Source organism: Streptomyces sp. NPDC104226 (assembly GCF_055584085.1).
In genome coordinates this window covers 19918-42164 of record NZ_JBVJMS010000008.1, presented here as the reverse complement: position 1 = coordinate 42164, position 22247 = coordinate 19918, and the positions used below count along the sequence as shown (strand labels likewise).

General features: G+C 72.4%; 22 protein-coding genes. 3 read left to right on the top strand and 19 right to left on the bottom strand.

Annotation, left to right across the window (positions count from 1 at the left end; all coding sequences use genetic code 11):
* Window position 1: 1 nt before the first annotated feature.
* From der to ACZ60J_RS24475, 5 genes are all read right to left on the bottom strand, one after another.
* Window positions 2–1459, bottom strand: coding sequence for a ribosome biogenesis GTPase Der (gene der, locus ACZ60J_RS24495; RefSeq protein ID WP_469684959.1), 1458 nt, complete (start codon window positions 1457–1459; stop codon window positions 2–4).
* Between the two features lie 75 nt (window positions 1460–1534).
* The gene (locus tag ACZ60J_RS24490; protein WP_469684958.1) at window positions 1535–2233 is read right to left on the bottom strand and encodes a lysophospholipid acyltransferase family protein; all 699 of its coding nucleotides are present in this window, start codon (window positions 2231–2233) and stop codon (window positions 1535–1537) included.
* Window positions 2179–2895 carry a (d)CMP kinase gene (gene cmk, locus ACZ60J_RS24485; protein ID WP_469684956.1) on the bottom strand — a complete coding sequence of 239 codons (717 nt, stop codon included), beginning with the start codon at window positions 2893–2895 and terminating at the stop codon, window positions 2179–2181. The genes ACZ60J_RS24490 and cmk overlap by 55 nt, the downstream gene beginning before the upstream one ends.
* Window positions 2896–3069: 174 nt before the next feature.
* Window positions 3070–4158: a prephenate dehydrogenase gene (locus ACZ60J_RS24480; protein WP_469684955.1), complete on the bottom strand. Its 1089-nt coding sequence runs from the start codon at window positions 4156–4158 to the stop codon at window positions 3070–3072.
* A 187-nt stretch (window positions 4159–4345) separates the two neighbouring features.
* On the bottom strand, window positions 4346–4792 hold the full coding sequence (locus ACZ60J_RS24475) for a YidB family protein (RefSeq protein WP_469684953.1): 447 nt from the start codon (window positions 4790–4792) through the stop codon (window positions 4346–4348).
* Window positions 4793–4928: 136 nt separating this feature from the next.
* Between ACZ60J_RS24475 and ACZ60J_RS24470 the strand changes: the two genes are divergently transcribed.
* From ACZ60J_RS24470 to ACZ60J_RS24460, 3 genes are all read left to right on the top strand, one after another.
* Window positions 4929–5279, top strand: a complete 351-nt coding sequence (locus tag ACZ60J_RS24470; RefSeq protein ID WP_469684951.1) for a DUF952 domain-containing protein — start codon at window positions 4929–4931, stop codon at window positions 5277–5279.
* A gap of 83 nt (window positions 5280–5362) precedes the next feature.
* Window positions 5363–5833 (top strand): Rieske (2Fe-2S) protein, encoded by a 471-nt coding sequence (locus tag ACZ60J_RS24465; protein WP_469684949.1) that lies wholly within the window; start codon window positions 5363–5365, stop codon window positions 5831–5833.
* Window positions 5834–5861: 28 nt separating this feature from the next.
* Entirely contained in the window at window positions 5862–6581 is a 720-nt protein-coding gene (locus ACZ60J_RS24460) for a nucleotidyltransferase domain-containing protein (RefSeq protein WP_469684947.1), read from the top strand.
* Between the two features lie 22 nt (window positions 6582–6603).
* Here the strand turns inward: ACZ60J_RS24460 and ACZ60J_RS24455 are convergent, their stop codons facing one another.
* The 14 genes from ACZ60J_RS24455 to ACZ60J_RS24390 all read right to left on the bottom strand — a co-directional run bounded on the left by ACZ60J_RS24455 (window position 6604) and on the right by ACZ60J_RS24390 (window position 22076).
* Complete coding sequence (locus tag ACZ60J_RS24455; RefSeq protein WP_469684945.1) at window positions 6604–7356, bottom strand: nucleotidyltransferase domain-containing protein; 753 nt, start codon at window positions 7354–7356, stop codon at window positions 6604–6606.
* A gap of 3 nt (window positions 7357–7359) precedes the next feature.
* Window positions 7360–8382 (bottom strand): ADP-ribosylglycohydrolase family protein, encoded by a 1023-nt coding sequence (locus ACZ60J_RS24450; protein ID WP_469684943.1) that lies wholly within the window; start codon window positions 8380–8382, stop codon window positions 7360–7362.
* The gene (locus tag ACZ60J_RS24445) at window positions 8379–9188 is read right to left on the bottom strand and encodes an NUDIX hydrolase (RefSeq protein WP_469684942.1); all 810 of its coding nucleotides are present in this window, start codon (window positions 9186–9188) and stop codon (window positions 8379–8381) included. The genes ACZ60J_RS24450 and ACZ60J_RS24445 overlap by 4 nt, the downstream gene beginning before the upstream one ends.
* Window positions 9185–10333 (bottom strand): AAA family ATPase, encoded by a 1149-nt coding sequence (locus ACZ60J_RS24440; RefSeq protein WP_469684940.1) that lies wholly within the window; start codon window positions 10331–10333, stop codon window positions 9185–9187. The genes ACZ60J_RS24445 and ACZ60J_RS24440 overlap by 4 nt, the downstream gene beginning before the upstream one ends.
* Window positions 10330–10932 carry a nicotinamide riboside transporter PnuC gene (pnuC, locus tag ACZ60J_RS24435; protein ID WP_469684938.1) on the bottom strand — a complete coding sequence of 201 codons (603 nt, stop codon included), beginning with the start codon at window positions 10930–10932 and terminating at the stop codon, window positions 10330–10332. The genes ACZ60J_RS24440 and pnuC overlap by 4 nt, the downstream gene beginning before the upstream one ends.
* A 140-nt stretch (window positions 10933–11072) precedes the next feature.
* Window positions 11073–12503: a pseudouridine synthase gene (locus tag ACZ60J_RS24430; RefSeq protein ID WP_469684936.1), complete on the bottom strand. Its 1431-nt coding sequence runs from the start codon at window positions 12501–12503 to the stop codon at window positions 11073–11075.
* Entirely contained in the window at window positions 12503–13135 is a 633-nt protein-coding gene (gene scpB, locus ACZ60J_RS24425; protein ID WP_469684934.1) for an SMC-Scp complex subunit ScpB, read from the bottom strand. Before scpB ends, ACZ60J_RS24430 begins: the two co-directional genes overlap by 1 nt.
* On the bottom strand, window positions 13132–14136 hold the full coding sequence (locus ACZ60J_RS24420) for a segregation and condensation protein A (protein WP_469684933.1): 1005 nt from the start codon (window positions 14134–14136) through the stop codon (window positions 13132–13134). The genes scpB and ACZ60J_RS24420 overlap by 4 nt, the downstream gene beginning before the upstream one ends.
* Before the next feature lie 170 nt (window positions 14137–14306).
* Window positions 14307–14798 carry a hypothetical protein gene (locus ACZ60J_RS24415; RefSeq protein WP_469684931.1) on the bottom strand — a complete coding sequence of 164 codons (492 nt, stop codon included), beginning with the start codon at window positions 14796–14798 and terminating at the stop codon, window positions 14307–14309.
* Window positions 14783–15820, bottom strand: a complete 1038-nt coding sequence (locus ACZ60J_RS24410; RefSeq protein WP_243340996.1) for a ParA family protein — start codon at window positions 15818–15820, stop codon at window positions 14783–14785. The genes ACZ60J_RS24415 and ACZ60J_RS24410 overlap by 16 nt, the downstream gene beginning before the upstream one ends.
* A gap of 449 nt (window positions 15821–16269) precedes the next feature.
* Window positions 16270–17385, bottom strand: coding sequence for an alanine dehydrogenase (ald, locus tag ACZ60J_RS24405; protein WP_266876781.1), 1116 nt, complete (start codon window positions 17383–17385; stop codon window positions 16270–16272).
* A gap of 152 nt (window positions 17386–17537) precedes the next feature.
* Complete coding sequence (locus ACZ60J_RS24400) at window positions 17538–19529, bottom strand: AAA family ATPase (RefSeq protein ID WP_469684929.1); 1992 nt, start codon at window positions 19527–19529, stop codon at window positions 17538–17540.
* A 182-nt stretch (window positions 19530–19711) separates the two neighbouring features.
* The gene (locus ACZ60J_RS24395; RefSeq protein WP_250753394.1) at window positions 19712–20344 is read right to left on the bottom strand and encodes an NUDIX domain-containing protein; all 633 of its coding nucleotides are present in this window, start codon (window positions 20342–20344) and stop codon (window positions 19712–19714) included.
* Window positions 20345–20423: 79 nt separating this feature from the next.
* Entirely contained in the window at window positions 20424–22076 is a 1653-nt protein-coding gene (locus ACZ60J_RS24390; protein ID WP_469684927.1) for a CTP synthase, read from the bottom strand.
* Between the last annotated feature and the right edge of the window lie 171 nt (window positions 22077–22247).

The following is a 22247-nucleotide window of genomic DNA, read 5'->3' as shown; positions in this document are numbered from 1 at the left end:
GCTACTTCTTCTTGTGCTGCGCACCGCGCTTCTCGCGGACGCGGACCGAGATGTGGATCGGGGTCCCCTCGAAGCCGAACTCCTCGCGCAGGCGGCGCTCGACGAAGCGGCGGTAGCCGTGCTCCAGGAAGCCCGAGGCGAAGAGGACGAACCGCGGCGGCTTGCTGCCCGCCTGCGTACCGAACAGGATGCGCGGCTGCTTGCCGCCACGGATCGGGTGCGGGTGGGCGGCGACGATCTCGCCGAGGAAGGCGTTCAGACGGCCGGTCGGGACGCGCGTCTCCCAGCCGGCGAGCGCGGTCTCGATGGCCGGGACCAGCTTCTCCATGTGACGGCCGGTGAGCGCCGAGACGTTCACCCGGGGCGCCCAGGCGACCTGCTGCATCTCGGTCTCGATCTCGCGCTCGAGGTAGTAGCGGCGCTCCTCGTCGAGCTGGTCCCACTTGTTGTACGCGATCACGATCGCGCGGCCCGCCTCGACGGCCATGGTGATGATGCGCTGGTCCTGGACGGAGATGTTCTCCGTCGTGTCGATCAGGATGACCGCGACCTCGGCCTTCTCCACGGCGGCGGCCGTACGCAGCGAGGCGTAGTAGTCGGCGCCCTGCTGGAGGTGGACCTTCTTGCGGATGCCCGCGGTGTCGATGAACTTCCAGGTGATCCCGCCGAGCGTGATCAGCTCGTCGACCGGGTCGCGGGTGGTGCCGGCCAGCTCGTTGACGACGACGCGGTCCTCCTTGGCCACCTTGTTCAGGAGGGAGGACTTGCCGACGTTCGGACGGCCGATGAGCGCGATCCGGCGCGGACCGCCGACGGCGGTGCCGAAGCGCTGCTCGGGGGCCTCGGGCAGGGCCTCCAGGACGGCGTCGAGCATGTCGCCGGTGCCGCGGCCGTGCAGGGAGGAGACCGGGTGCGGGTAGCCGAGGCCCAGCGACCACAGCGAGGCCGCGTCGGACTCGCCGCTCTGGCCGTCGACCTTGTTGGCGCACAGCACGACGGGCTTGCCGGCCTTGCGCAGCAGGCGGACGACGGCCTCGTCGGTGTCGGTGGCGCCGACCTTGGCGTCCACGACGAAGACGACCGCGTCGCAGGCCTCGATGGCGTACTCGGCCTGGGCGGCGACGGAGGCGTCGATGCCGAGGACGTCCTGCTCCCAGCCGCCGGTGTCGACGACCTTGAACCGGCGGCCGGCCCACTCGGCCTCGTAGGTGACGCGGTCGCGGGTGACGCCGGGCTTGTCCTCGACGACCGCCTCGCGGCGGCCGATGATGCGGTTCACCAGGGTCGACTTGCCGACGTTCGGGCGGCCGACGACGGCGAGGACGGGCAGCGGGCCGTGACCGGCTTCCTCTAGCGCGCCTTCGACATCCTCGATGTCGAAGCCCTCTTCCGCGGCGAGCTCCATGAACTCCGCGTACTCGGCATCGCCAAGTGCTCCGTGGTCGTGCTGGTCGTTCATGAAGTCCGTTCCTCGTCGTTCGTGGTGATCGGTGGGGCCCGCGCAGCGCGGTTCCACTACTAGGTCAAGTCTCGCTCAGCGCCCGGTCAGGCGCTTGGCGTCGGCCAGGTGGGCGGTGAGCCGGTCCTGGATGCGTACGGTGGCCTGGTCCAGCGCGGTGCGGGTACGGCGGCCACTGCCGTCCCCGGCGTCGAAGGCATCGCCGAAGACGATGTCGACCCTGCTCTTCAGCCGCGGCAGCGCCTTCACGACGCGGCCGGAACGCTCGGTGCTGCCCAGGACGGCGACCGGCACGATGGGGGCGCCGGAGCGGACCGCGAAGTACGCGAGCCCTGCGCGCAGCGAGGCGAAGTCTCCCTCGCCCCGGGTGCCCTCGGGGAAGATCCCCAGGGCTCCGCCGTTCTCCAGGACTCCCAGCGCGCGGCTGATGGCTCCCCGGTCGGCGCCGGAGCGGTCCACCTTCACCTGCCCGATCCGGTCGAGGAAGGGGCCGAGCGGGCCGACGTACGCCTCCTTCTTGATCAGGAAGTGCAGCGGTCGCGGTGCGGTGCCCATGACCATGGGGCCGTCTATGTTGTGCGAGTGGTTCACGGCCAGGATCACGGGGCCGGTGGCGGGTACCTTCCAGGCTCCCAGCACGCGCGGCTTCCAGAGGCCGTACATGAGCCCGATGCCGATCCGCCGGCCGACCGCCGCACCCTTGAGGGAGGGCGTATCGCTCACGCGCGGCCCCGCTTCTCTGTGCGCCGCTCTTCCACGAGGGTGACCACGCATTCGATGACCCGGTCCAGCGTGAGCTCGGTGGTGTCCACCTCGACCGCGTCGCCGGCCTTGGCCAGCGGGGAGGTCTTGCGGCCGGAGTCGGCGGCGTCGCGCTTGATCAGCGCCTCCTTGGTGGCCGCGAGGTCCGCGGCCTCCTTGCCCCGCAGCTCGCCGCTGCGACGGGCCGCACGGGCCTCGGCGGAAGCGGTGAGGAAGATCTTCAGGTCGGCGTCGGGCAGCACGGTGGTGCCGATGTCCCGGCCCTCGACGACGATGCCGTCGGCCTCGTCGGCCGCCTCGGCGGCGATGGAGCGCTGGAGCTCGGTGATCAGGGTGCGCACCTCGGGGACGGCGCTCACGGCGCTGACCTTGGAGGTGACCTCCTGGGTCCGGATCGGGCCGGAGGCGTCCTGGCCGTCGACGGTGATGGTGGGGGCGGAGGGATCGGTGCCGGACACGATGACGGGCTTGCCCGCCGCGAGGGCGATCGCCTGCGGGTCCTCGATGTCGATGCCGTTGGTGATCATCCACCAGGTGATGGCCCGGTACTGGGCACCGGTGTCCAGGTAGCGCAGCCCGAGCTTGGCGGCCACGGCCTTGGAAGTGCTGGACTTGCCCGTGCCGGAGGGACCGTCGATGGCGACGATCACGGCGGTCGGAGCTGCGGTTTCCACGGTGCGGGCACCTTCCTGGTTGCGCGTACGTGTCCGGGCGCGCCAATAGCGCCCCTCCTCCAGGTTACCGGGCTTTTCGCCGCCGCCCACCGGGGCGGCGGCGGGCGGGCCCGGGGCGGGCGTGGGCCCGCTTCCGAGGCCTACGGGCCCTGCGGCGCTGTGGCGGCCACGGCGCTACGGCTGGCGCAGCGCCCAGCCGCGTTCGCGCAGCTCGGCCTGGAGGCCGGCCACGGCCCGGGGCTCGACCATCAGCTGGACCAGGCCCGCCTGCTGGCCCGTCGCGTGCTCGATCCGCACGTCCTCGATGTTGACCCCGGCCCGGCCGGCGTCGGCGAAGATCCGGGCGAGCTCGCCCGGCTGGTCGGAGATGAGGACGGCCACCGTCTCGTAGACCGCGGGCGCGGCACCGTGCTTGCCCGGGACCCGGACCCGTCCCGCGTTGCCGCGGCGCAGTACGTCCTCGATGCCCGCCGCCCCGTCCAGGCGCTTGTCCTCGTCGGCCGACTGCAGGCCCCGCAGGGCTTCCACGGTCTCCTCCAGGTCGGCCGCGATCCCGGCGAGCACGTCCGCCACCGGTCCCGGGTTGGCCGAGAGGATCTCCACCCACATCCGCGGGTCGGAGGCGGCGATCCGGGTCACGTCGCGGATGCCCTGCCCGCACAGCCGCACCGCGGTCTCGTCGGCCTCCTCCAGCCGGGCCGCGACCATGCTGGAGACGAGCTGCGGGGTGTGGGAGACCAGCGCGACGGCCCGGTCGTGCGCGTCCGCGTCCATGACGACCGGGACGGCCCGGCACAGCGCCACCAGCTCCAGTGCCAGGTTCAGCACCTCGTGGTCGGTCTCCCGGGTCGGCGTGAGCACCCAGGGCCGGCCCTCGAAGAGGTCGGCGGAGGCGGCGAGCGGTCCGGACTGCTCCTTGCCCGCCATGGGGTGGGTGCCGATGTACGGCCTCGTGTCCACGCCCAGCGCTTCCAGCTCCCGGCGCGGTCCGCCCTTGACGCTGGCCACGTCCACGTAGGCGCGGGCCAGGTCCCGTCCAATGGCGTCGGCGAGAGCGGCGGCCACGTGCGCGGGCGGTACGGCGATGACCGCGAGGTCGGCCTTGCCCTGGTAGGGCTCCTCCGTGCCGGCGCCCAGCGCGGCGGCCGTACGGGCCTGCCCCTGGTCGCGGTCGTACAGGTGGACGGCGATGCCGCGGGCGGCAAGGGCGAGCGCCGCGGAGGTGCCGATCAGTCCGGTTCCGATGACGACGGCAGTTCTCACGGGGTGCTCTCCAGGTGTACAAGGGGCGGGACGGCGGTACGTGCCACAGGGTAACCAGCAGGAATGCCCCGAGGGCCCGGCGGCCCGTCCGCTGGGACGGGGCCGCCGGGCCCTCGGGAACCGCTCCCGGAAAGGACCGGGGTCGCACGGTGCTGTGCGACGGCCGCGCGATGCCGCGCGGGGTGGGTCAGAGGTTCTGCTGCTTGATGATGTCCTCCAGCGAGCCGCTCGGGACCGAGCCCTCGGGGGTCAGCTGGTCCACGGCCTGCGGGAGCGACTGTGCGATCTGGTCGGCGGCGACCTCGGGGGTGACGCCCGCCTGCTCGGCGACCTTGGCCAGGGTCTCGTCCGGCAGGGCCTTGGCGATCTCCGCGCCGCTGACGGGCTGGTTCTCGCCGGTGCCGACCCAGGACTGGGCCTGGTCGGTCAGACCCGACTTGGTCAGCATGTCGAGCAGCCCGCCGAGCGGGTTGTTCCCCGCCCCTCCGGCCGCCTGGGCGCCGCCGGCACCGCCGCCGCCCATGAGGGCGCCGAGGAGGGAGCCCAGGATGTTGCCGCCGCCACTGCCGCCCTGTCCACCGCTGCCGCCGCCGAGGAGGGAGCCGAGGAGGGAGCCGAGGTCGTTGCCCGCCATGGTGATGCCTTTCGAAGAGGGACCGGGCACGCGGACATCGGCGCACCCGGCTTCGAGATACGGACAATGTCACCCAACTCGGGCGCGTCTGCCACTTGGCGCAGTGCCGTGCACCGACTGCGGTAGAACGATCGGCATGATCTTCCACCTCGTACCGCTCTCCGACTGGACCGCCGACCCCGCGCGCCCGTACGCCCCGCCCTCCCTCGACTCCGAGGGTTTCGTGCACTGTTCGGCGGATCCGGAGACGGTGCTCGCGATCGCCGGCACGCACTACTCCGACTACTCGGACGTACCGGGGACCCTGCTCGCCGTGGAGCTCGACGAGCGCGCCCTCACCTCCGAGGTCCGCCGGGAGGGTGAAGCCGGCCTGCGCTACCCGCACGTCCACGGACCGCTGAACCGGGAGGCCGTGGTGCGCGTGTGGGAGGTGGTACGCGCCCCCGGCACGCCGACGGAACTGGTTCCCTGGCTGCCGGAGGGCTGAGTCAAGGCGTGGCGGGGTGTTCCTGGAGCCCGTCACGCGCCAGGATGCCTCTCGCCATCCCGGCGATCACCCGAGGAGAAGTCATGAGCGACCCCACCCCCGCCGCCCGGCGCACGGTACTGGCGGCCGGCGCGAGCGTCCTGGCAGGCGGCGTGCTGACCGCTTGCGGCGGAGCCGACGAGCCGAAGCCTTCGGCCGAGGGCGGCAGCGCGCCCACGGCGCAGACCTCCGCGTCCGCCTCGTCCTCGGCTCCGGCATCCGATGCGAAGGCCCTGATCAAGGCCTCGGAGGTGCCGGTCGGCGGCGGCACGGTCATCAAGGACCAGAAGCTGGTCGTCACCCAGCCGACCGCGGGCTCCTTCCGCTGCTTCACGGCGGTCTGCCCCCACCAGGGATGCCTCGTGAACAAGGTCGAGGCCGGCACCATCGACTGCCCGTGCCACGGCAGCAAGTTCAAGGACACGGACGGCGCGGTGACCAAGGGCCCGGCCACCAAGCCGCTGGAGGAGAAGAAGATCACCGTCTCCCCGGCGGGCGAAATCTCGCTCGCCTAGCCCCGGGCCCGGACACTAGCCTCACCGGATGAACGAGGCGCACGCGAACGAACCGACCCCCGAACCGCTCGAACTCACCCTGGTCAGGGACCACACGGTCTACTCGTGCGTGATCGGTTCGAGGGCGTTCGGTCTGGCGACGGAGGCGAGCGACACCGACCGGCGCGGTGTCTACCTCGCCCCGACGCCTCTGTTCTGGCGCTTCGAGAAGCCGCCGACGCACGTGGACGGGCCCCGGGACGAGGAGTTCTCGTGGGAGCTGGAGCGCTTCTGCGAGCTCGCGCTGCGCGCCAACCCGAACATCCTGGAGGTCCTCCACTCCCCTCTCGTGGAGGACCTCACCCCGGTCGGCGAGGAACTCCTCTCGCTCCGCGGTGCGTTCCTCTCCCGCCGGGCCCACGCCACCTTCAGCCGGTACGCCGTCTCCCAGCGCGGCAAACTCCTCGGCGACCTCCGCAACCACGGCGCCCCGCGCTGGAAGCACGCCATGCACCTGCTGCGCCTGCTCCTGTCCTGCCGCGACCTGCTCCGCACGGGCCGCCTGGTGATCGACGCGACCCCCTACCGCGAGCGCCTCCTCGCGGTCCGCCGCGGCGAGCTCACCTGGGAGGAGGTCGACGCCTGGATGACCCTCCTCCAGGAACAGAGCGAAGCCGCCCTCACCACGACCCCCCTCCCCGAATCCCCGGACCTCCCCCGGGTCGAGGACTTCCTCCTCCGCACCCGCCGGACATCGGCCCTGGCCTGACCGGCCCGGGCCGGGCCGGCTCCTACCCCGCCCGGCGCCGTACGACGAACTCGTCGAGCGCGTCGAAGGCGTCCGCGTGCTCCGGCAGCCGCGAAGCGCCCTGGGCGTCCTCCAGGACCGCGTGCAGGGCCTCGAAGTCCCGCTCCACCCGCCCGGCGGCGATGCCGTCGGCCGCACCGTGCTCGGCCTCGACCTTGGCCTCGATCAGCCCGGCCAGATGGGCCGGGGCCTCCGGCACCTCGTCGAGCAGCGTGGGCAGGTGGGCCTGCACCCTCCCCGAGCGCATCAGGTGGACGCCGGTGAGCAGCGCCCGGAAGGTGCAGAGCAGCGGCTTGAGCTCGCCCGTCTTCCCGTAGAGGCGCCACTGCGTGTTCGCGAAACCCCGGTAGTGGTGGGCGTGGTGCGAGGTCAGGACCCCGGGCGCCAGCGAGACCAGCTCCTCGTGCGCCGGCGTCGTGTGCACCACCAGGGGGGACAGCAGCTGCTCCAGGACGTAGCCGTTGCGGTTCAGCATGAGCCGGACGAACTTGCGCAGGTCATGGGTGACCAGGTCCATCTCGGTGCCGTCCCGGAACCACATCCGGCTGCGGGTCTCCTCCGGGTCGCGCAGCGAGAGCAGCTGCGCGGCCGGCAGCAGGTGCGCTCCGCGCAGGTCGACGTCGGAGTCCTTGGAGGGGAACCCGTACAGGTGGGCTCCCGAGACCGTCGCGAAGAGCAGGGGGTCGGGCTGCTCCTCGACGACGGAGGTCAGGTCGGCGGCCATCGCGTCCAGCATGGTTCACGCGTCCCAGAGGGTGCCGAAGGACAGGAGTTCCGCGCGGTACTCGATGCGGCCCTCCCAGTCGCGGGGCCAGGCGTCCGCGCCGAGGTGGGCGCCGGCGAAGGCGCCGGCCAGGCAGGCGATGGAGTCGGAGTCGCCCGCCGTGCAGGCCGCGCGGCGCAGGGCCAGGAGGGGTTCCTCCGGGAAGAGCAGGAAGCACTGGAGGGCGGTGGCCAGGGCCTCCTCGGCGATCCAGCCGTCGCCGGTCGTCAGGCACGGGTCGGTTTCCGGGGACGGGGTGCGCAGGGCTGCCGCGAGGCGGTCCAGGACCTCCAGGCACTCGTCCCAGCCGCGCGCCATGAAGGACTCCGCAGAGGCGTCGGAGGCCGTCCGCGTCCAGAGGTCGCCGAGCCAGCGCTCGTGGTAGCGGGTGCGGTTCTCCAGGGCGTACGAGCGCAGTTGGCCGACCAGGCCGGTCACCTCGGTGCCCTGCGCCAGCAGGAACACCGCCCGCGCCGTCAGGTCGGAGGCCGCCAGTGCGGTCGGGTGGCCGTGGGTGAGGGCCGACTGGAGCTGGGCCGCGCCGGCCCGCTCCTCCTCCGTCCAGCCGGGCACCAGGCCGACCGGGGCCACCCGCATGTTCGCCCCGCAGCCCTTGGAGCCGAGCTGGCTGGCGTCGCGCCAGTCCCGTTCGGGATGGTTGAGGAGGCTGCAGGCCTTCAGGCAGGTGCGGCCCGGGGCCCGGTTGTTCTCCGGGGAGTGGTACCAGTCCACGAACTCCTCCCGGACCGGGCGGGCGAGCCGCAGCGGCCCCACCCGGCCCCGCTCCGCGGCGGTCCGTATGCCCCGGGCGAGGGCCAGCGTCATCTGGGTGTCGTCCGTGACGATGGCCGGCCGGGGCAGGTCCATCTGCCGCCAGGGGCCGGTCTTCGCCAGGATCCGGGGCACGTCGTTGAACTCCGTCGGGAAGCCGAGGGCGTCTCCCAGGGCCAGTCCCAGGAGCGCTCCGGTGGCCGCCCTCTTGCCGGTGGTCGTCGTCATCGTGTGTGTCCTTCCGTGGGGCGCAGCAGGGGCGGGTGGAGGGTGGTCGCGGGTCCGGGCCGGTAGAGCGCGGCCGGTTTGCCGCGGCCGCCGGTGAGCCGGGCGGCTCCGGGCACGGCTTCGACGAAGCCGGGCGTGGCCAGGACCTTGCGGCGGAAGTTGGGGCGGTCCAGGGCGGTGTCCCAGACGGTCTCGTAGACGGCCTGGAGCTCGCCGAGGGTGAACTCGGGCGGGCAGAAGGCGGTGGCGAGGCAGCTGTACTCCAGCTTCGAGCCCACGCGGGCACGGGCGTCCGCGAGGATCTCCGCGTGGTCGAAGGCCAGTCCGAAGGACGGCGCGCCGGCCTCGCCCACCGGCACCCAGCGGGCCCGGTCCGCGTCCCCGCCGCCTCCGGCCGCCGGTTCCGGCAGGTCGGGGACGAGCGCGGTGAAGGCCACCGAGACCACCCGCATGCGGGGGTCCCGGTCCGGTTCGCTGTAGGTGCGCAGCTGGTCCAGGTGCAGGGCGTCGATCACCTGCGCCGACAGGCCGGTCTCCTCGGCCAGTTCGCGCCGGGCGGCCGTCTCGGCCGACTCCCGCGGCAGCAGGAAGCCGCCGGGCAGCGCCCAGGCGCCCGCGTACGGTTCCTGCGCGCGCCGGATCAGCAGCACGTGCAGGATCCCGCCGCGCACGGTGAGGACGGCGAGGTCGACGGTCACCGCGAAGGGTGCGAAGGCGTGCGGGTCGTACTTCCCCGCGGGCCCGGCTCCGGTTCCGCCGCGTCCCGGTCCGCTGTGTCCCGGTCCGCTGTGTCCTGTGTCACTCATCGGCTCCGCTCCCCCGCTCGCCGGGTCTGCCCGGGCACGTGCTGCACCTGGTTCCGGTCCTGCCCGGCCACCCGCTCCGGCAGCGGGTCCGCGAACTGCCAGCCTTCCGCCAGGAGTCCGTCGACCGCGGCCACCGCCGCCGCCAGCCGCGTCGCGCGGTCCCCGCGGACCACCAGGAAGCGCCTTCCGGTCCGTTCCAGTTCCTCCAGGAACCGCCCGGTCATCCACGGCCTCACCTCCTCCCCGTCCCGCAGCCCGTCGTCCTCGAAGGGAACGCCCTCGTGGTCGGTGAGCAGGTACAGGTCCCGCCGCGTCCCGGCGGCGATCCGCTCGACCTCCGCGCTGCGTGCGCCCGTGTACCGCTCGTGCCAGATGCCGGTGGCGAAGGAGTCGGTGTCGCAGAAGAGCACCGGTGATCCCAGCCGGGCCGCCCGCTCCTCGTCCGCGTCCTGCCGCCGTGCGATCACCGGGAACTCCGCCGAGGTGAAGGCGATGTCGGCCCAGGTCGCCGCCGGGTCCGCCGCGCGGGCGGCCGCGAGCCGCTCCTCGCTGTAGCGCCGCCCGTACTCCGCGACCCAGCCCGTCTTCGCCCACACCCCGCCGCGCCCGCGCCAGTGCTCGGCCAGGGCCCGCGAGAGCGTGGTCGTGCCGGTGGATTCGGCGCCGAGTACGACGATCCGCCGGGTCAGCGCCGCCCGTACGGCGGGTCCCAGGAACTCCCAGGTCCCGGCGGGGTCGGCCCGTACGGCCGTGCCGGACACCGGGAACAGGGTGCGGCTGGGGTCCACGCAGACCTCCTCGGCGCCGAACCTCCGTGCCAGCTCGGTCCCGTAGGCCTCGGAGGTGAAGACGGCGTCGACCGGGCCGCGCACCGCGCGCCGGAAGATCGCCATGTGCGCCTCCCAGACGGCCGGGTCCTGGAGGTCGACCGGGATGTCGTCGACCGCGCCGACCACCTCGGCCCCCGGGTGCGCCTCGCGCATCCAGGCGACCCGGTCGGCGAGCGGTACGGACTCCACCGAGGCCGCGCAGACCAGTACGGTCAGCCGCTCGCACTGGTCCTGGGCGGTGCGCACCAGGTGGTGGTGGCCGGCGTGCGGCGGATAGAACTTGCCGAGGACCAGCCCGTGGCCGTGGCGCTTCACGCCGTCACCGCCGCCGGTGCCACGCGGGCCGGGAGCGCCCGGCGCCAGCCGAGCAGTCCGGCGACGCACAGGGCGAGGAAGCCGACGTAGAGCAGGGAGGTCAGGTACAGCCCCTTGTAGGCGTACAGGGGGATGTAGACGAGGTCCGCCGCGATCCACAGCCACCAGGACTCGACGAGCTTGCGGCACTGGCCGTACGTGGCCGCGAGCGAGAGCCCGGTCGTGAGCGCGTCCCAGAACGGGACGGTGGAGTCGGTGGCCCGGCTCAGCAGGAGGGTCAGGCCGAGCACCGCGACCGCTCCCGCGGCCGCCAGTGCGGCCCACTCGGCGGTGGTGGTGCGGCGCACCGGCAGGGCCGCGACGGAGCCCGGGCCGTTCCCGTGGGTCCAGGACCACCAGCCGTACGCGGCGAGGGCGATGAAGACGATCTGCAGCCCGGCGTCGGCGTACAGGCCGGCCTGGGTGAAGAGCACGATGAAGAAGACGTTGTTGGCGATGCCGATCGGCCAGTTGGCGATGTGCTGCCGGGCGACCAGCCAGACGCACACGGCGCCCGTGCCGAACCCGAGGATCTCGGTCCAGCTCGTCTGCCATCCCATGACGCCCCCGCTCTCCGCTCTCTTTATGGTCAGATTGACTATAAACAGGGTCCGGGGGGCGGCACAACCAAAAAACCCGCGGCGCCCGAAGGCACCGCGGGTTCTGGAGGCCCGAGTGGGGCCGTGCTACCGGCCGGGTCCTAGAGACCGACCTCGCGCATGAGCATGCCGACCTCGGTGTTGGTCAGGCGGCGCAGCCAGCCGGACTTCTGGTCGCCGAGCTCGATCGGGCCGAAGGAGGTCCGCACGAGCTTCTCGACCGGGAAGCCGGCCTCGGCCAGCATGCGGCGGACGATGTGCTTGCGGCCCTCGTGGAGGGTCACCTCGACCAGGTAGTTCTTGCCGAGCTGGTCGACGACGCGGAAGTGGTCGGCGCGGGCGTAGCCGTCCTCCAGCTCGATGCCGTCCTTGAGGCGCTTGCCGATGTCGCGCGGCAGCGGGCCGGTGATCGCGGCGACGTAGGTCTTCTTCACGCCGTACTTCGGGTGCGTGAGGCGGTGGGCCAGTTCACCGTGGTTGGTGAGCAGGATGATGCCCTCGGTCTCGGTGTCGAGCCGGCCGACGTGGAACAGGCGCGTCTCACGGTTGGTGACGTAGTCGCCGAGGCACTGGCGGCCGTCCGGGTCCTCCATGGTGGAGACGACGCCGGCCGGCTTGTTCAGCGCGAAGAACAGGTACGACTGGGTGGCGACGGTCAGGCCGTCCACCTTGATCTCGTCCGAGGGCTTCACGCGCTTGCCCTGCTCCAGGACGATCTCGCCGTTGACCTCGACGCGCGCCTGCTCGATGAGCTCCTCGCACGCACGGCGCGAACCCATGCCGGCCCGGGCGAGCACCTTCTGCAGACGCTCGCCCTCCTCCTCGGCGCCCGGGAAGGTCTTCGGGGTCTTGATCACGGGCTTGTCGGCGTACCGGTCGCGCACGCGCTCCTCGATCCGCGCCTCCAGCTCGCGCGGCTTGGCACGGCCGCTGCGGGAGCCGGGGCCGATGCGCGGGCCGCCGGCGCCGCCGATGCCGGGGGTACGGGAGACCTTCGGGCCGCCCTTGGCACCACCGCGGGCCGCAGCGCCGCGGGCGCCGCCACCGCGGTTGCCGTCGGCCGCGCCGCGGGCACCGCCGCCGCCCGCCTTGGCACCGCCACGGCCGTTGCGCTCGCCCTCGGGGCCCACGTCGTAGCGACGCTGCTCGGGGCGGGGGTTGCGGATGCGGGGCTCCGGCTCGCGGTCGCGGTCGTAGCCGCCGCCCTGGTAGCCGCCGCCGGAGGAGCCGCCACGGGAGCCGCCGCCCTGGTAACCGCCACCGGAGGAGCCACCGCGCGAGCCGCCGCCCTGGTAGCCGCCGCCCGAGGAGCCGCCACGGGAGCCGCCGCCCTGGTAACCGCCACCGGACGAGCCACCGCGCGAGCCACCGCCCTGGTAGCCGCCACCGGAGGAGCCGCCGCGGGAGCCGGAGCCACCACCGCGGTAGCCGCCACCGCCGCCGGAGCCGCCGCGGGGGGCGCTACCGCGCCCGCCGCCACCGCCGCCGCTGTTCCTGTTGCCGCCACCGTTGCCGTTGCCGCTGCTTCGCATCAAAGTTCCGTCGTCTTGTCGTCTTCATCGGTATCCGGAGAGTCCGGATCGAACGACGGAACACCCTCTTGCGTCTCGGCTTCGATCGCGTCCGCCTCGGGGAGGAAGGGCGCGAGCTCCGGGAGCTCGTCCAGGCCGCGCAGGCCCATCCGCTCCAGAAAGTAGTTCGTCGTCCTGTACAGGATCGCACCTGTTTCGGGTTCCGTCCCCGCCTCCTCCACCAGACCCCGCTGGAGGAGGGTGCGCATGACCCCGTCGCAGTTGACTCCGCGGACCGCCGAGACCCGCGACCGGCTGACCGGCTGGCGGTACGCGACGACGGCCATGGTCTCCAGGGCCGCCTGGGTGAGGCGGGCCTGCTGGCCGTCCAGTACGAAGGCCTCGACGGCCGGCGCGCAGTCCGCCCGGCTGTAGAACCGCCAGCCCCCGGCGACGAGCCGCAGGTCGAAGCCGCGGCCCTGGACCTCGTACTCCTGCGCCAGCTCGCGCAGCGCCACCGCGACCTCGCGGGGGGTCCGCTCCAGCACCTTGGCCAGGTGCGCCTCGGTGGCCGGCTCGTCCACGACCATGAGGACGGCCTCCAGGGCCGGCTTCAGCGCCAGCGCGGCCACGGGGGTCGTCACGTCGTTCATTCCTTGACCTCCACGATCCGATCGAACTCGTCCGTCACCGTCGGCATGCCGTCCCCGTCCCCGCCGCTCCAGCGCACCGTGAGCGTCTTCAGCGCCTCCTCCTGGTCCAGGACCACCGCCTTCTCCCGGTAGAGCTCCAGGAGGGCCAGGAAGCGCGCCACGACGGTCAGGGTGTCGGGGGCGTCCTCGGTGAGCTCCTGGAAGGTGGCCTCGCCCCTGGCCTTGAGCAGCGCGACGACCAGCCCGGCCTGCTCCCGGACGCTCACGAGGGGCGCGTGGATGTGGTCCACGTACACCTGCGGTTTCGCCCGGGGCTGCATGGCCTTGACCGCGAGCCGCGCCAGCCCCTCGCCGCCGATGCCGATGACCACCTCGGGGAGCAGCTCGGCGAGGTGGGGCTCCAGCCCGACGGTGCGCGGGTAGCGCTTGCCCTCGGCCTCGGCGCGGTCCTGGAAGATCTCGGCGATCCGCTTGTACGCCCGGTACTGCAGCAGCCGCGCGAACAGCAGGTCCCGGGCCTCCAGCAGGGCGAGGTCCGCCTCGTCCTCGACCTCGGCGACGGGCAGCAGCCGGGCCGCCTTCAGGTCGAGCAGGGTGGCGGCGACGACGAGGAACTCGGTCGTCTGGTCGAGGTCCCAGTCGGGCCCCATGGCACGGATGTGCGCCATGAACTCGTTGGTGACCTCCGACAGCGCGACCTCGGTGACGTCCATCTTGTGCCGGGAGATCAGCTGCAGCAGCAGGTCGAAGGGCCCCTCGAAGTTCTCGAGCCGCACGGTGAACCGCCCGTCCCCGACGGGGTCCGCCACGGCTTCACCCGCTGCGGGAGCCGAAGAAGGAGCCTCTACGGGCTCCTCGGCCTCCCCGGGCCCCTGGGGGCCGCCGGGGGGCTCCGAGTCCTCCACGGCCCCACCCGGAGCCCCTGGGGCCGGTACGGGAGCACCTGGGCCGCGGCCCAGGGAGCGGCGGGGCGGCTGGCCGGGTTCGGCAGGAGAGGGCATCGCGGTCCAGGGTGGTGCGGAGGAAGCATCTGACCGGGCGGGCGACCCGGCCCCCAAGGCTCCCACGTGCGCCGGCGAATCCAGCCGTCCGGCGCTTGAGGACCGGGGTCGCCGCACGCGGCAGGGCCGCCGGAAGCCGACGGGACGAGCCCGCCCGGCCCCCGCAGGGCTCAGCGGCCCCGCAGCCGCCGCACCAGGATGCTCGCGTCACCGCGGGACTCCAGGTCCGCCAGGACCACCGCGACGGCCTCCCGCACGATCCGCCCGCGGTCGACCGCGAGCCCGTGCTCCCCGCGCAGCACCAGCCGCGCGTGCTCCAGGTCCATGAGCTCCTCCGCGGAGACGTAGACCGTGATCTTCTCGTCGTGCCGCTCGCGCCCGCTGGGCCGCCGGTTCGCACCGCGGCCCGGCCCCTTGCCCCGACCGGGGGTGGGGGCGGGGACGGCGTTACCGGAACCTTCCTGCGGACGCCGCTGCGGTCCGACGCCCGGCTCCGTGCCGGCCTCAGCCTCCCGGCTGCGGCCCTCTCCCGCCGTGCCCTCCGCGGCCGCCGCCGCGTGCTCCACGCCCCGCGCCGAGTTCGGCGAGGAGGAGGTCAGCGCCATCCCCCCGGTCGTACGGAACAGTTCGTCGGCTCCGGGCAGACTCACTCGGCGGGACACCGGGCGAGCACCTCCCTGGCCAGCTGGCGGTAGGCGGCGGCGCCGACGGAGTTGGAGGCGTACGTGGTGATCGGCTCGCCGGCGACCGTGGTCTCCGGGAACCGCACCGTGCGGCCGATGACCGTGTGGTAGACGTGGTCGTCGAAGGCCTCGACGACGCGCGCCAGCACCTCACGGCTGTGCACCGTGCGGGAGTCGTACATCGTGGCGAGGATGCCGTCGAGCTCCAGCTCCGGGTTGAGCCGCTCCTGCACCTTCTCGATGGTCTCGGTCAGCAGAGCCACACCGCGCAGTGCGAAGAACTCGCACTCCAGCGGCACGATGACCTTGTGAGCCGCCGTCAGGGCGTTCACGGTCAGCAGACCGAGCGAGGGCTGACAGTCGATCACGATGTAGTCGTAGTCGGGCAGCAGGGGCTTCAGGGCCCGCTGCAGCGTCGACTCGCGCGCGACCTCGCTGACCAACTGCACTTCGGCGGCGGACAGGTCGATGTTGCTCGGCAGCAGGTCCATGTTGGGGACCGCCGTCTTCAGCAGCACCTCGTCGGCCGACATGCCCCGCTCCATGAGCAGGTTGTAGACCGTCAGGTCGAGTTCCATCGGGTTGACCCCGAGGCCGACCGACAGCGCGCCCTGCGGGTCGAAGTCGACGAGCAGCACGCGGCGCCCGTACTCCGCGAGCGCCGCACCCAGGTTGATGGTCGACGTGGTCTTGCCCACGCCGCCCTTCTGGTTGCACATCGCGATGATCGTCGCCGGACCGTGGTCGGTCAGCGGACCCGGGATCGGGAAGTACGGCAGCGGCCGTCCGGTCGGGCCGATCCGCTCACGGCGCTGGCGGGCAGCGTCGGGGGCGAGAGTGGCCGCGTACTCGGGGTCGGGCTCGTACTCCGCGTCGGGGTCGTAGAAGTGCCCCTCGGGCACCTGTTCGTAGTCGGCGAAACCCACGGGCTTGTCGCCGCTCGGGTCGCCGGCCCTGGAGTTCACGTCTAGGCCGTCCATGCTCTTTTGGGGCGTCGTCATGTGCTGGTGGTTTGCGAAGGTGCGGACCGCTACGGATCCCACGGCTTCGATTCCGGCAGGACCCTGGCCCTGCGCAGGCCCTCCTGCTCGACCACCTCCAGGAGCAAATGTCGACTCATTCACAAGTCGTCTTACCTCCTCGGACGTGACCAGGACACTTATCGATAGGTCAGCGTGGCACCATGCCGACGGTTGGCGACTCTATGGCGTGTCACCACTCAGCGGCAACACAATCCACCGGACCCGCCGCGATGTGTCGGCAAGCGAACACCACTCTGTCAAGGGCGTACGAGCTGTCGCCGGGAAGTTTCGCGGGTGCGCGAAAGGGTTAAAGGGTTACGTTCGAGGCGAGTTGAGCGGCCTCGCGGACGACCCCGGGAACGCCTCCGGCCGGACCTCGCGAGCAAGGTCCGGCCGGATACGTGAGATTGACGTCAGTCGTTGACGAATCAGCCGAGCAGCGTGCTCAGCTCGAGGGTCTCGAGACCGTGGGCCTCGGCGACCTCGCGGTAAACGACCTGCCCGTCATGGGTGTTGAGGCCCAGCGCGAGCGCCGGGTCACGACGCAGCGCCTCGACCCAGCCGAGGTTCGCGAGCTGCACGATGTAGGGCAGCGTGGCGTTGGTCAGGGCGTAGGTGGAGGTGTTCGGCACCGCGCCCGGCATGTTGGCGACGCAGTAGAAGACCGAGTTGTGGACCTGGAAGGTCGGCTCGGCGTGAGTGGTCGCGCGGGAGTCCTCGAAGCAGCCGCCCTGGTCGATCGCAATGTCGACAAGGACACTTCCGGGCTTCATCTTGGCGACGAGCTCGTTGGTGACCAGCTTCGGGGCCTTCGCACCCGGGATCAGCACCGCGCCGATGACGAGGTCGGCCTCGATGACGGCCTTCTCCAGCTCGAAGGCGTTGGAGACGATCGTCTTGATCTTCGTGCCGAAGATCTTGTCGGCCTCGCGGAGCTTGTTGATGTCGCGGTCCAGCAGGGTCACGTGGAAGCCCATGCCGACGGCGATCTGCACGGCGTTCCAGCCGGAGACGCCGCCGCCGATGACCACGCACTCGCCGGCGTGGGTGCCGGGGACGCCGCCGGGGAGCACGCCGCGGCCGCCGACCGAGCGCATCAGGTGGTAGGCGCCGACCTGCGGGGCCAGGCGGCCCGCGACCTCGGACATCGGGGCGAGCAGCGGGAGGGCGCGGTTCGCCGTCTCGACCGTCTCGTACGCGATGGCGGTGGTGCCGGACTCGAGCAGGGCGTCCGTGCACTCGCGGGAGGCCGCGAGGTGCAGGTAGGTGAAGAGGGTCTGGTCCTTGCGGAGGCGGTGGTACTCCTCGGCGATGGGCTCCTTGACCTTCAGCAGCAGGTCGGCGGTGGCCCAGACCTCGTCGGCGGTGCCCAGGATCTCGGCGCCGGCGGAGACGTACTCCGCGTCCGTGATCGAGGAGCCCACACCGGCGTTCTGCTCGACGAAGACCTGGTGGCCGTTGCGGACCAGCTCATGCACGCCGGCAGGCGTGATGGCGACCCGGAACTCGTTGTTCTTGACCTCGCGGGGGATGCCGACCTTCATCGTGGCTCACGGTCCTTGGCTCAGGGGATGTTTCGGGCTACTTCAATACAAACCCGTCCACAAGAACGCGCAACGGGATGCACCAGAGGATGACCTGGTGAAGCCAGTCTAATGAAGGATGAGCGGCTGTCTAGCCTTGCAAACCAATAATCTCAGTCGGAATCGCTGCGGATTTCGCAGGCTGCGGGATCGTCTCCCAGCAATCTGTCGGCCGCGGACCTGTGCAGCCTGGCAGCCGCGGGATCGCCGAGCCGGTCCAGCGTGTCCGCCAGCCGCACCTGGAGCGCGGCCTGAAGCCGCAGGTCGCCGGCCTTGCGCGCGAGCTCCACCGCCTCGCGGCAGGTGTGCAGCGATTCCTCGGGCCGCCCCGCGTACTCCTGGATCCGCGCCATCTCGCTCAACGCCTTTGCCTGGCCGGGGACATCGGCCAGTTTCCGGTAGCCGGCCGAGGCCGCCCGCCAGCTCCGCAGCGCCTCCCCGTACCGGCCCGCGTACGTGTGCACGTTCCCCAGCCGCCCGTACAGCCGCGCCTCGTCCGCACGCTCCCCCCGTGCGAGGGCGTGGGACAGCGCCCGGCCGAACCAGTCGGAGGCCCGGTGCCAGTCGCCCAGCTCCTGGTGCGCGCCGCCTACGGATTCCATCGCGCGGCCCGAGGCGTACGGGTCGTTCGCCGCCTTTCCCGCGTCCAGCGCGGCCCGGTACCGCTCCAGCGCCTCCCGGGTCCGGCCGGTCCCGGCGTCCAGATCGGCCAGGTTCAGCAGCGCGGCGGCCTGCTCCCGGTGCAGATCGCGCCGCTCGGCCACGTCCAGCACGAGCCGGTGCAGCCCGTACAGCTCCGGCGCGGCCGCGGCGGTGCCGCGGTGCTCCGACAGGGCCCGGGCCAGCGCCGCCACGAACCTGCGCGCCAGGGTGTCCAGCTCCCCGTCGGCCACGGCCAGCGAGGCGGCGGCCAGCAGTGCGGGCAGCCGGGTGTCCAGCCAGGTCTCGGCCGCCCGCCGGTCGGCGAAGCGCAGGGCGCGCGGCACCCCGTCGAGCTTCTCCGGCAGGCCGACGGCGCCGCCGAGCCCGTCGTTGCCGTCCTCGTCCGGCTCGGCCATGGCCCGGCAGGAGAGCAGCAGCCGTACGGTGCGCTCCAGCATCCGGGCCCGGGCCAGCTGGACCTCGGCGGGCCGTTCCTTGGCCTCCAGCAGGGCCTGGAGCAGCGGCGCGAGGCAGCCGGGCAGCAGGTACAGCCCGTCGTGGGCGGGCCTGAGCAGGCCCAGCGCGGCGAAGTCCTCCAGGGTCGACTGCGCGGCGGCCACGGAGCAGCCGGCCAGTGCGGAGGCGACGTGGGAGTCGACGAGGCCCGCGGGGGCAAGCGGAAGCAGTCGCAGGGTCCGCTGGGCGGGCTGCGGGAGGGATTCGTAGACGAGCCTGAAGGTCTTGGCGAGCGGGCCGCCGACCCCGGCGGGCATGTCGTGCAGCTGCTTGCCCACGTCCGCCACGGAGGCCTTGGGGCGTGCGGCGAGCCAGCCGCCCGCGAGGGCGAGCGCGGCGGGCTGGCCGCCGCACTCCTCGGCGAGGGCTTCGGCCGCGCGCGGGTCGTTGGCCGCGCGGACGTCGCCGATGCGCTGGACCAGCATGCGGACGGCCGAGGGGGTGTCGAGGCCGCCGAGGGTGCAGGGGCGGACATCCGGAATCCCGGTCAGGGGGCCCTCCGCGGTGACGACGACCAGGCACTCGGGGGTGTCCGGGAGCAGGGCGTCGACCTGGTGCGGATCGCAGGCGTCGTCGACGAGCAGGACCATGCGGCGGCCGGCCAAGGCGGTGCGCAGGGCGGAGCTGAGATCGTCCTCGCCGGCGCCGGGCGGGGTGGGCTGCCCGAGTCCCTCCAGGAGGGTGCGGACGGCACGCTCGGTGGCGACGGCCTCGCCCGTGGGGGCGGTGAGCCGGACCTTCAGCACCCCGTCGGGATAGTCGTCGGCGATCTCGCGCACCAGCGCCTCGGCGAGTGCGGTCCGGCCGGAGCCGGGGCGCCCCGCGACGAGGAGCACCCGGGCGCGCGGGGCCTTGGCCTTGCGGCCGGAGAGGGTGTCGAGCCCGGTTCGCGCGATGTCCTCGCGGAGCTCCTTGAGCTCACGCCGCCGCCCGACGAAATCCGTCACGGATCCGCTCCTCTCGCTGCCTTCGGATTGCGAGCGTAGTTCACGCAGAGCGACGGACAGGGTGGAGCGCGGCGGACAAATCGCCCGATCGGATCAGCGGATGGGCAGCTTGTCCGACGTGCCGCGCGCGCGGCACGTCGGAACGTCACGCCGCGGGCCCGGCAGGATCCGGAAGGGACGGCCTACGCCTCGTACGGGCGGGCCTGCCACGGGGCGTCCGCCGGGCGCAGCGAGGTCAGGGGCGGGTCGGCGGCCAGGGCCGCCGAGAGGGCCAGGGCTCCCGTGACGAGCCCGGGGTTGCCCAGCTCGCCCGCCAGGACGCCCCGTACCAGCTCGGGCAGCGGGACCCACGCCACCTCCATGTCCGCCTCCTCCGAGCCGGACTCCGCGTAGCGTTCGCCGTCGGCCTCCGAGACGCCGCGCGCGAGGAAGATCCGGGTGGCCTCGTCCGAGCCGCCGGGGGACGCGTAGAAGTCGGCCAGCACCCGCCAGTCCTCGGCCTTGACGTGCGCCTCCTCGTACAGCTCGCGCTGCGCCCCGTGCAGCGGGTTCTCCCCCACCACGTCCAGGAGCCCCGCCGGGAGCTCCCACAGCCGCCGCCGCACCGGGTGGCGGTACTGGCTGAGCACCAGCACCCGTCCCGCATCGTCCAGGGCGAGCACGCACACCGACCCGGGGTGCACCTGGTAGTCGCGGCGGGCCACGGACCCGTCGGGCATCCGCACCTCGTCGGAAGCCACCGCCGTCTTCGCGCCCTGGAACGGCCGCTGGGTCGACACCGTCTCCCAGGATTCCGACGTGTCCTTGATCTCCATGCCCCGAAGCCCTCCACAACGCGCGACAGCCGGGGTACGGATCTCCGTACCCCGGCTGTCTACGGTATGTGCCGTACGACTACTTCGCGGCCTGCTGCCGCTCCACGGCCGCCTTGACCAGACCCGCGAACAGCGGGTGCGGGCGCGTGGGGCGCGAGCGCAGCTCCGGGTGGGCCTGGGTGGCCACCAGGTAGGGGTGGACCTCGCGCGGGTACTCGACGTACTCGACGAGCTTGTTGTCCGGGGAGGTGCCGGAGAAGACCAGACCGGCCTTCTTCTCCAGCTCGCCGCGGTAGGAGTTGTTGACCTCGTAGCGGTGGCGGTGGCGCTCGTCCACGTACGCCTGGTCGCCGTAGACCTCGCGCACGATGGAGCCCTCGGCGAGCTTCGCCGGGTACATGCCCAGGCGCATGGTGCCGCCCAGGTCGCCCGCGCCCTCGACGAAGGCCAGCTGCTCCTCCATCGTGGAGATCACCGGGTTGGCGGTGGAGGCGTCGAACTCGGTGGAGTTCGCGTCCTCGATGCCCGCCAGGTTCCGCGCGGCCTCGATGACCACGCACTGCAGACCCAGGCACAGGCCGAGCAGCGGGACCTTGTTCTCGCGGGCGTAGGTGATCGCGCCGACCTTGCCGTTGACACCGCGGTCGCCGAAGCCGCCGGGCACGCAGATCGCGTCCACGTCGGACAGCTGCGCCGCGGCGCCCGCCTGGGTCTTGCAGTCGTCGGAGGTGACCCACTTGATCTGCACGCGGGCCCTGTTGGCGAAGCCGCCGGCGCGCAGCGCCTCGGTCACCGACAGGTAGGCGTCGGGCAGGTCGATGTACTTGCCGACGAGCGCGACCTTGACCTCGTGGTCGGGGTTGTGGACCCGGTCCAGGAGGTCCTCCCAGACGGTCCAGTTGACGTCGCGGAAGGGCAGGTCGAGCTTGCGCACGACGTACGCGTCCAGGCCCTCGGTGTGCAGCACCTTGGGGATGTCGTAGATCGACTTGGCGTCGATCGCGGCGACCACGGCCTCCTCGTCGACGTCGCACATCAGCGAGATCTTGCGCTTGATCGAGGTGGGGACCTCGCGGTCGGCGCGCAGCACGATCGCGTCGGGCTGGATGCCGATGTTGCGCAGCGCCGCCACCGAGTGCTGGGTCGGCTTGGTCTTCAGCTCGCCGGAGGGGCCGATGTAGGGCAGCAGCGAGATGTGCACGACGAAGACGTTGTCGCGGCCGACCTCGTGGCGGACCTGGCGGACGGTCTCCAGGAACGGCAGGGACTCGATGTCGCCGACGGTGCCGCCGACCTCGGTGATGACGACGTCGACGTCGTCGGTCGCCATGCGGCGGATGCGGTGCTTGATCTCGTTGGTGATGTGCGGGATGACCTGCACGGTGTCACCGAGGTACTCGCCGCGCCGCTCCTTGGCGATGACCTGCGAGTAGACCTGGCCGGTGGTGACGTTGGCCGAGCCGTCGAGGTCGACGTCGAGGAAGCGCTCGTAGTGGCCGATGTCCAGGTCGGTCTCGGCGCCGTCGTTGGTGACGAACACCTCACCGTGCTGGAACGGGTTCATCGTGCCGGGGTCGACGTTGAGGTATGGGTCGAGCTTCTGCATCGTGACCCGAAGACCGCGCGCCTTCAGCAGCGCACCCAGGCTGGAGGCCGTCAGGCCCTTGCCGAGGGAGGAAGCGACACCCCCGGTGACGAAGATGTGCTTGGTCGTCATGGATTTGGGCGGCATCGCCAAGAGGGGGCTCCCGTGGTCGCGAGGTGAGGTGCGTCCGGCGCCGGCCACCATCGAACCGGAAGGTCTCAGGGGGCGCCGAAGCTGCGGTTTCGGGGCTCCTGATTCGCACAGGCAGACCACCGGTCCACGGGATACCAGCCTATCAGCGCCCGGGCCGGTCCGCCT

Coding starts and splice junctions, on each gene's coding strand:
- ACZ60J_RS24465 (WP_469684949.1), top strand. CDS start 5,363: ATGAGCGACCCCACCCCCGCCGCCCGGCGCACGGTACTGGCGGCCGGC.
- ACZ60J_RS24420 (WP_469684933.1), bottom strand. CDS start 14,136: ATGCCCTCTCCTGCCGAACCCGGCCAGCCGCCCCGCCGCTCCCTGGGC.
- pnuC (WP_469684938.1), bottom strand. CDS start 10,932: ATGGGATGGCAGACGAGCTGGACCGAGATCCTCGGGTTCGGCACGGGC.
- ald (WP_266876781.1), bottom strand. CDS start 17,385: ATGAAGGTCGGCATCCCCCGCGAGGTCAAGAACAACGAGTTCCGGGTC.
- ACZ60J_RS24390 (WP_469684927.1), bottom strand. CDS start 22,076: ATGCCGCCCAAATCCATGACGACCAAGCACATCTTCGTCACCGGGGGT.
- ACZ60J_RS24445 (WP_469684942.1), bottom strand. CDS start 9,188: ATGAGTGACACAGGACACAGCGGACCGGGACACAGCGGACCGGGACGC.
- ACZ60J_RS24455 (WP_469684945.1), bottom strand. CDS start 7,356: ATGCTGGACGCGATGGCCGCCGACCTGACCTCCGTCGTCGAGGAGCAG.
- ACZ60J_RS24450 (WP_469684943.1), bottom strand. CDS start 8,382: ATGACGACGACCACCGGCAAGAGGGCGGCCACCGGAGCGCTCCTGGGA.
- ACZ60J_RS24470 (WP_469684951.1), top strand. CDS start 4,929: ATGATCTTCCACCTCGTACCGCTCTCCGACTGGACCGCCGACCCCGCG.
- ACZ60J_RS24430 (WP_469684936.1), bottom strand. CDS start 12,503: ATGCGAAGCAGCGGCAACGGCAACGGTGGCGGCAACAGGAACAGCGGC.
- ACZ60J_RS24410 (WP_243340996.1), bottom strand. CDS start 15,820: ATGACGACGCCCCAAAAGAGCATGGACGGCCTAGACGTGAACTCCAGG.
- ACZ60J_RS24395 (WP_250753394.1), bottom strand. CDS start 20,344: ATGGAGATCAAGGACACGTCGGAATCCTGGGAGACGGTGTCGACCCAG.
- ACZ60J_RS24490 (WP_469684958.1), bottom strand. CDS start 2,233: ATGCGTGGTCACCCTCGTGGAAGAGCGGCGCACAGAGAAGCGGGGCCG.
- ACZ60J_RS24475 (WP_469684953.1), bottom strand. CDS start 4,792: ATGGCGGGCAACGACCTCGGCTCCCTCCTCGGCTCCCTCCTCGGCGGC.
- ACZ60J_RS24460 (WP_469684947.1), top strand. CDS start 5,862: ATGAACGAGGCGCACGCGAACGAACCGACCCCCGAACCGCTCGAACTC.
- der (WP_469684959.1), bottom strand. CDS start 1,459: ATGAACGACCAGCACGACCACGGAGCACTTGGCGATGCCGAGTACGCG.
- scpB (WP_469684934.1), bottom strand. CDS start 13,135: ATGAACGACGTGACGACCCCCGTGGCCGCGCTGGCGCTGAAGCCGGCC.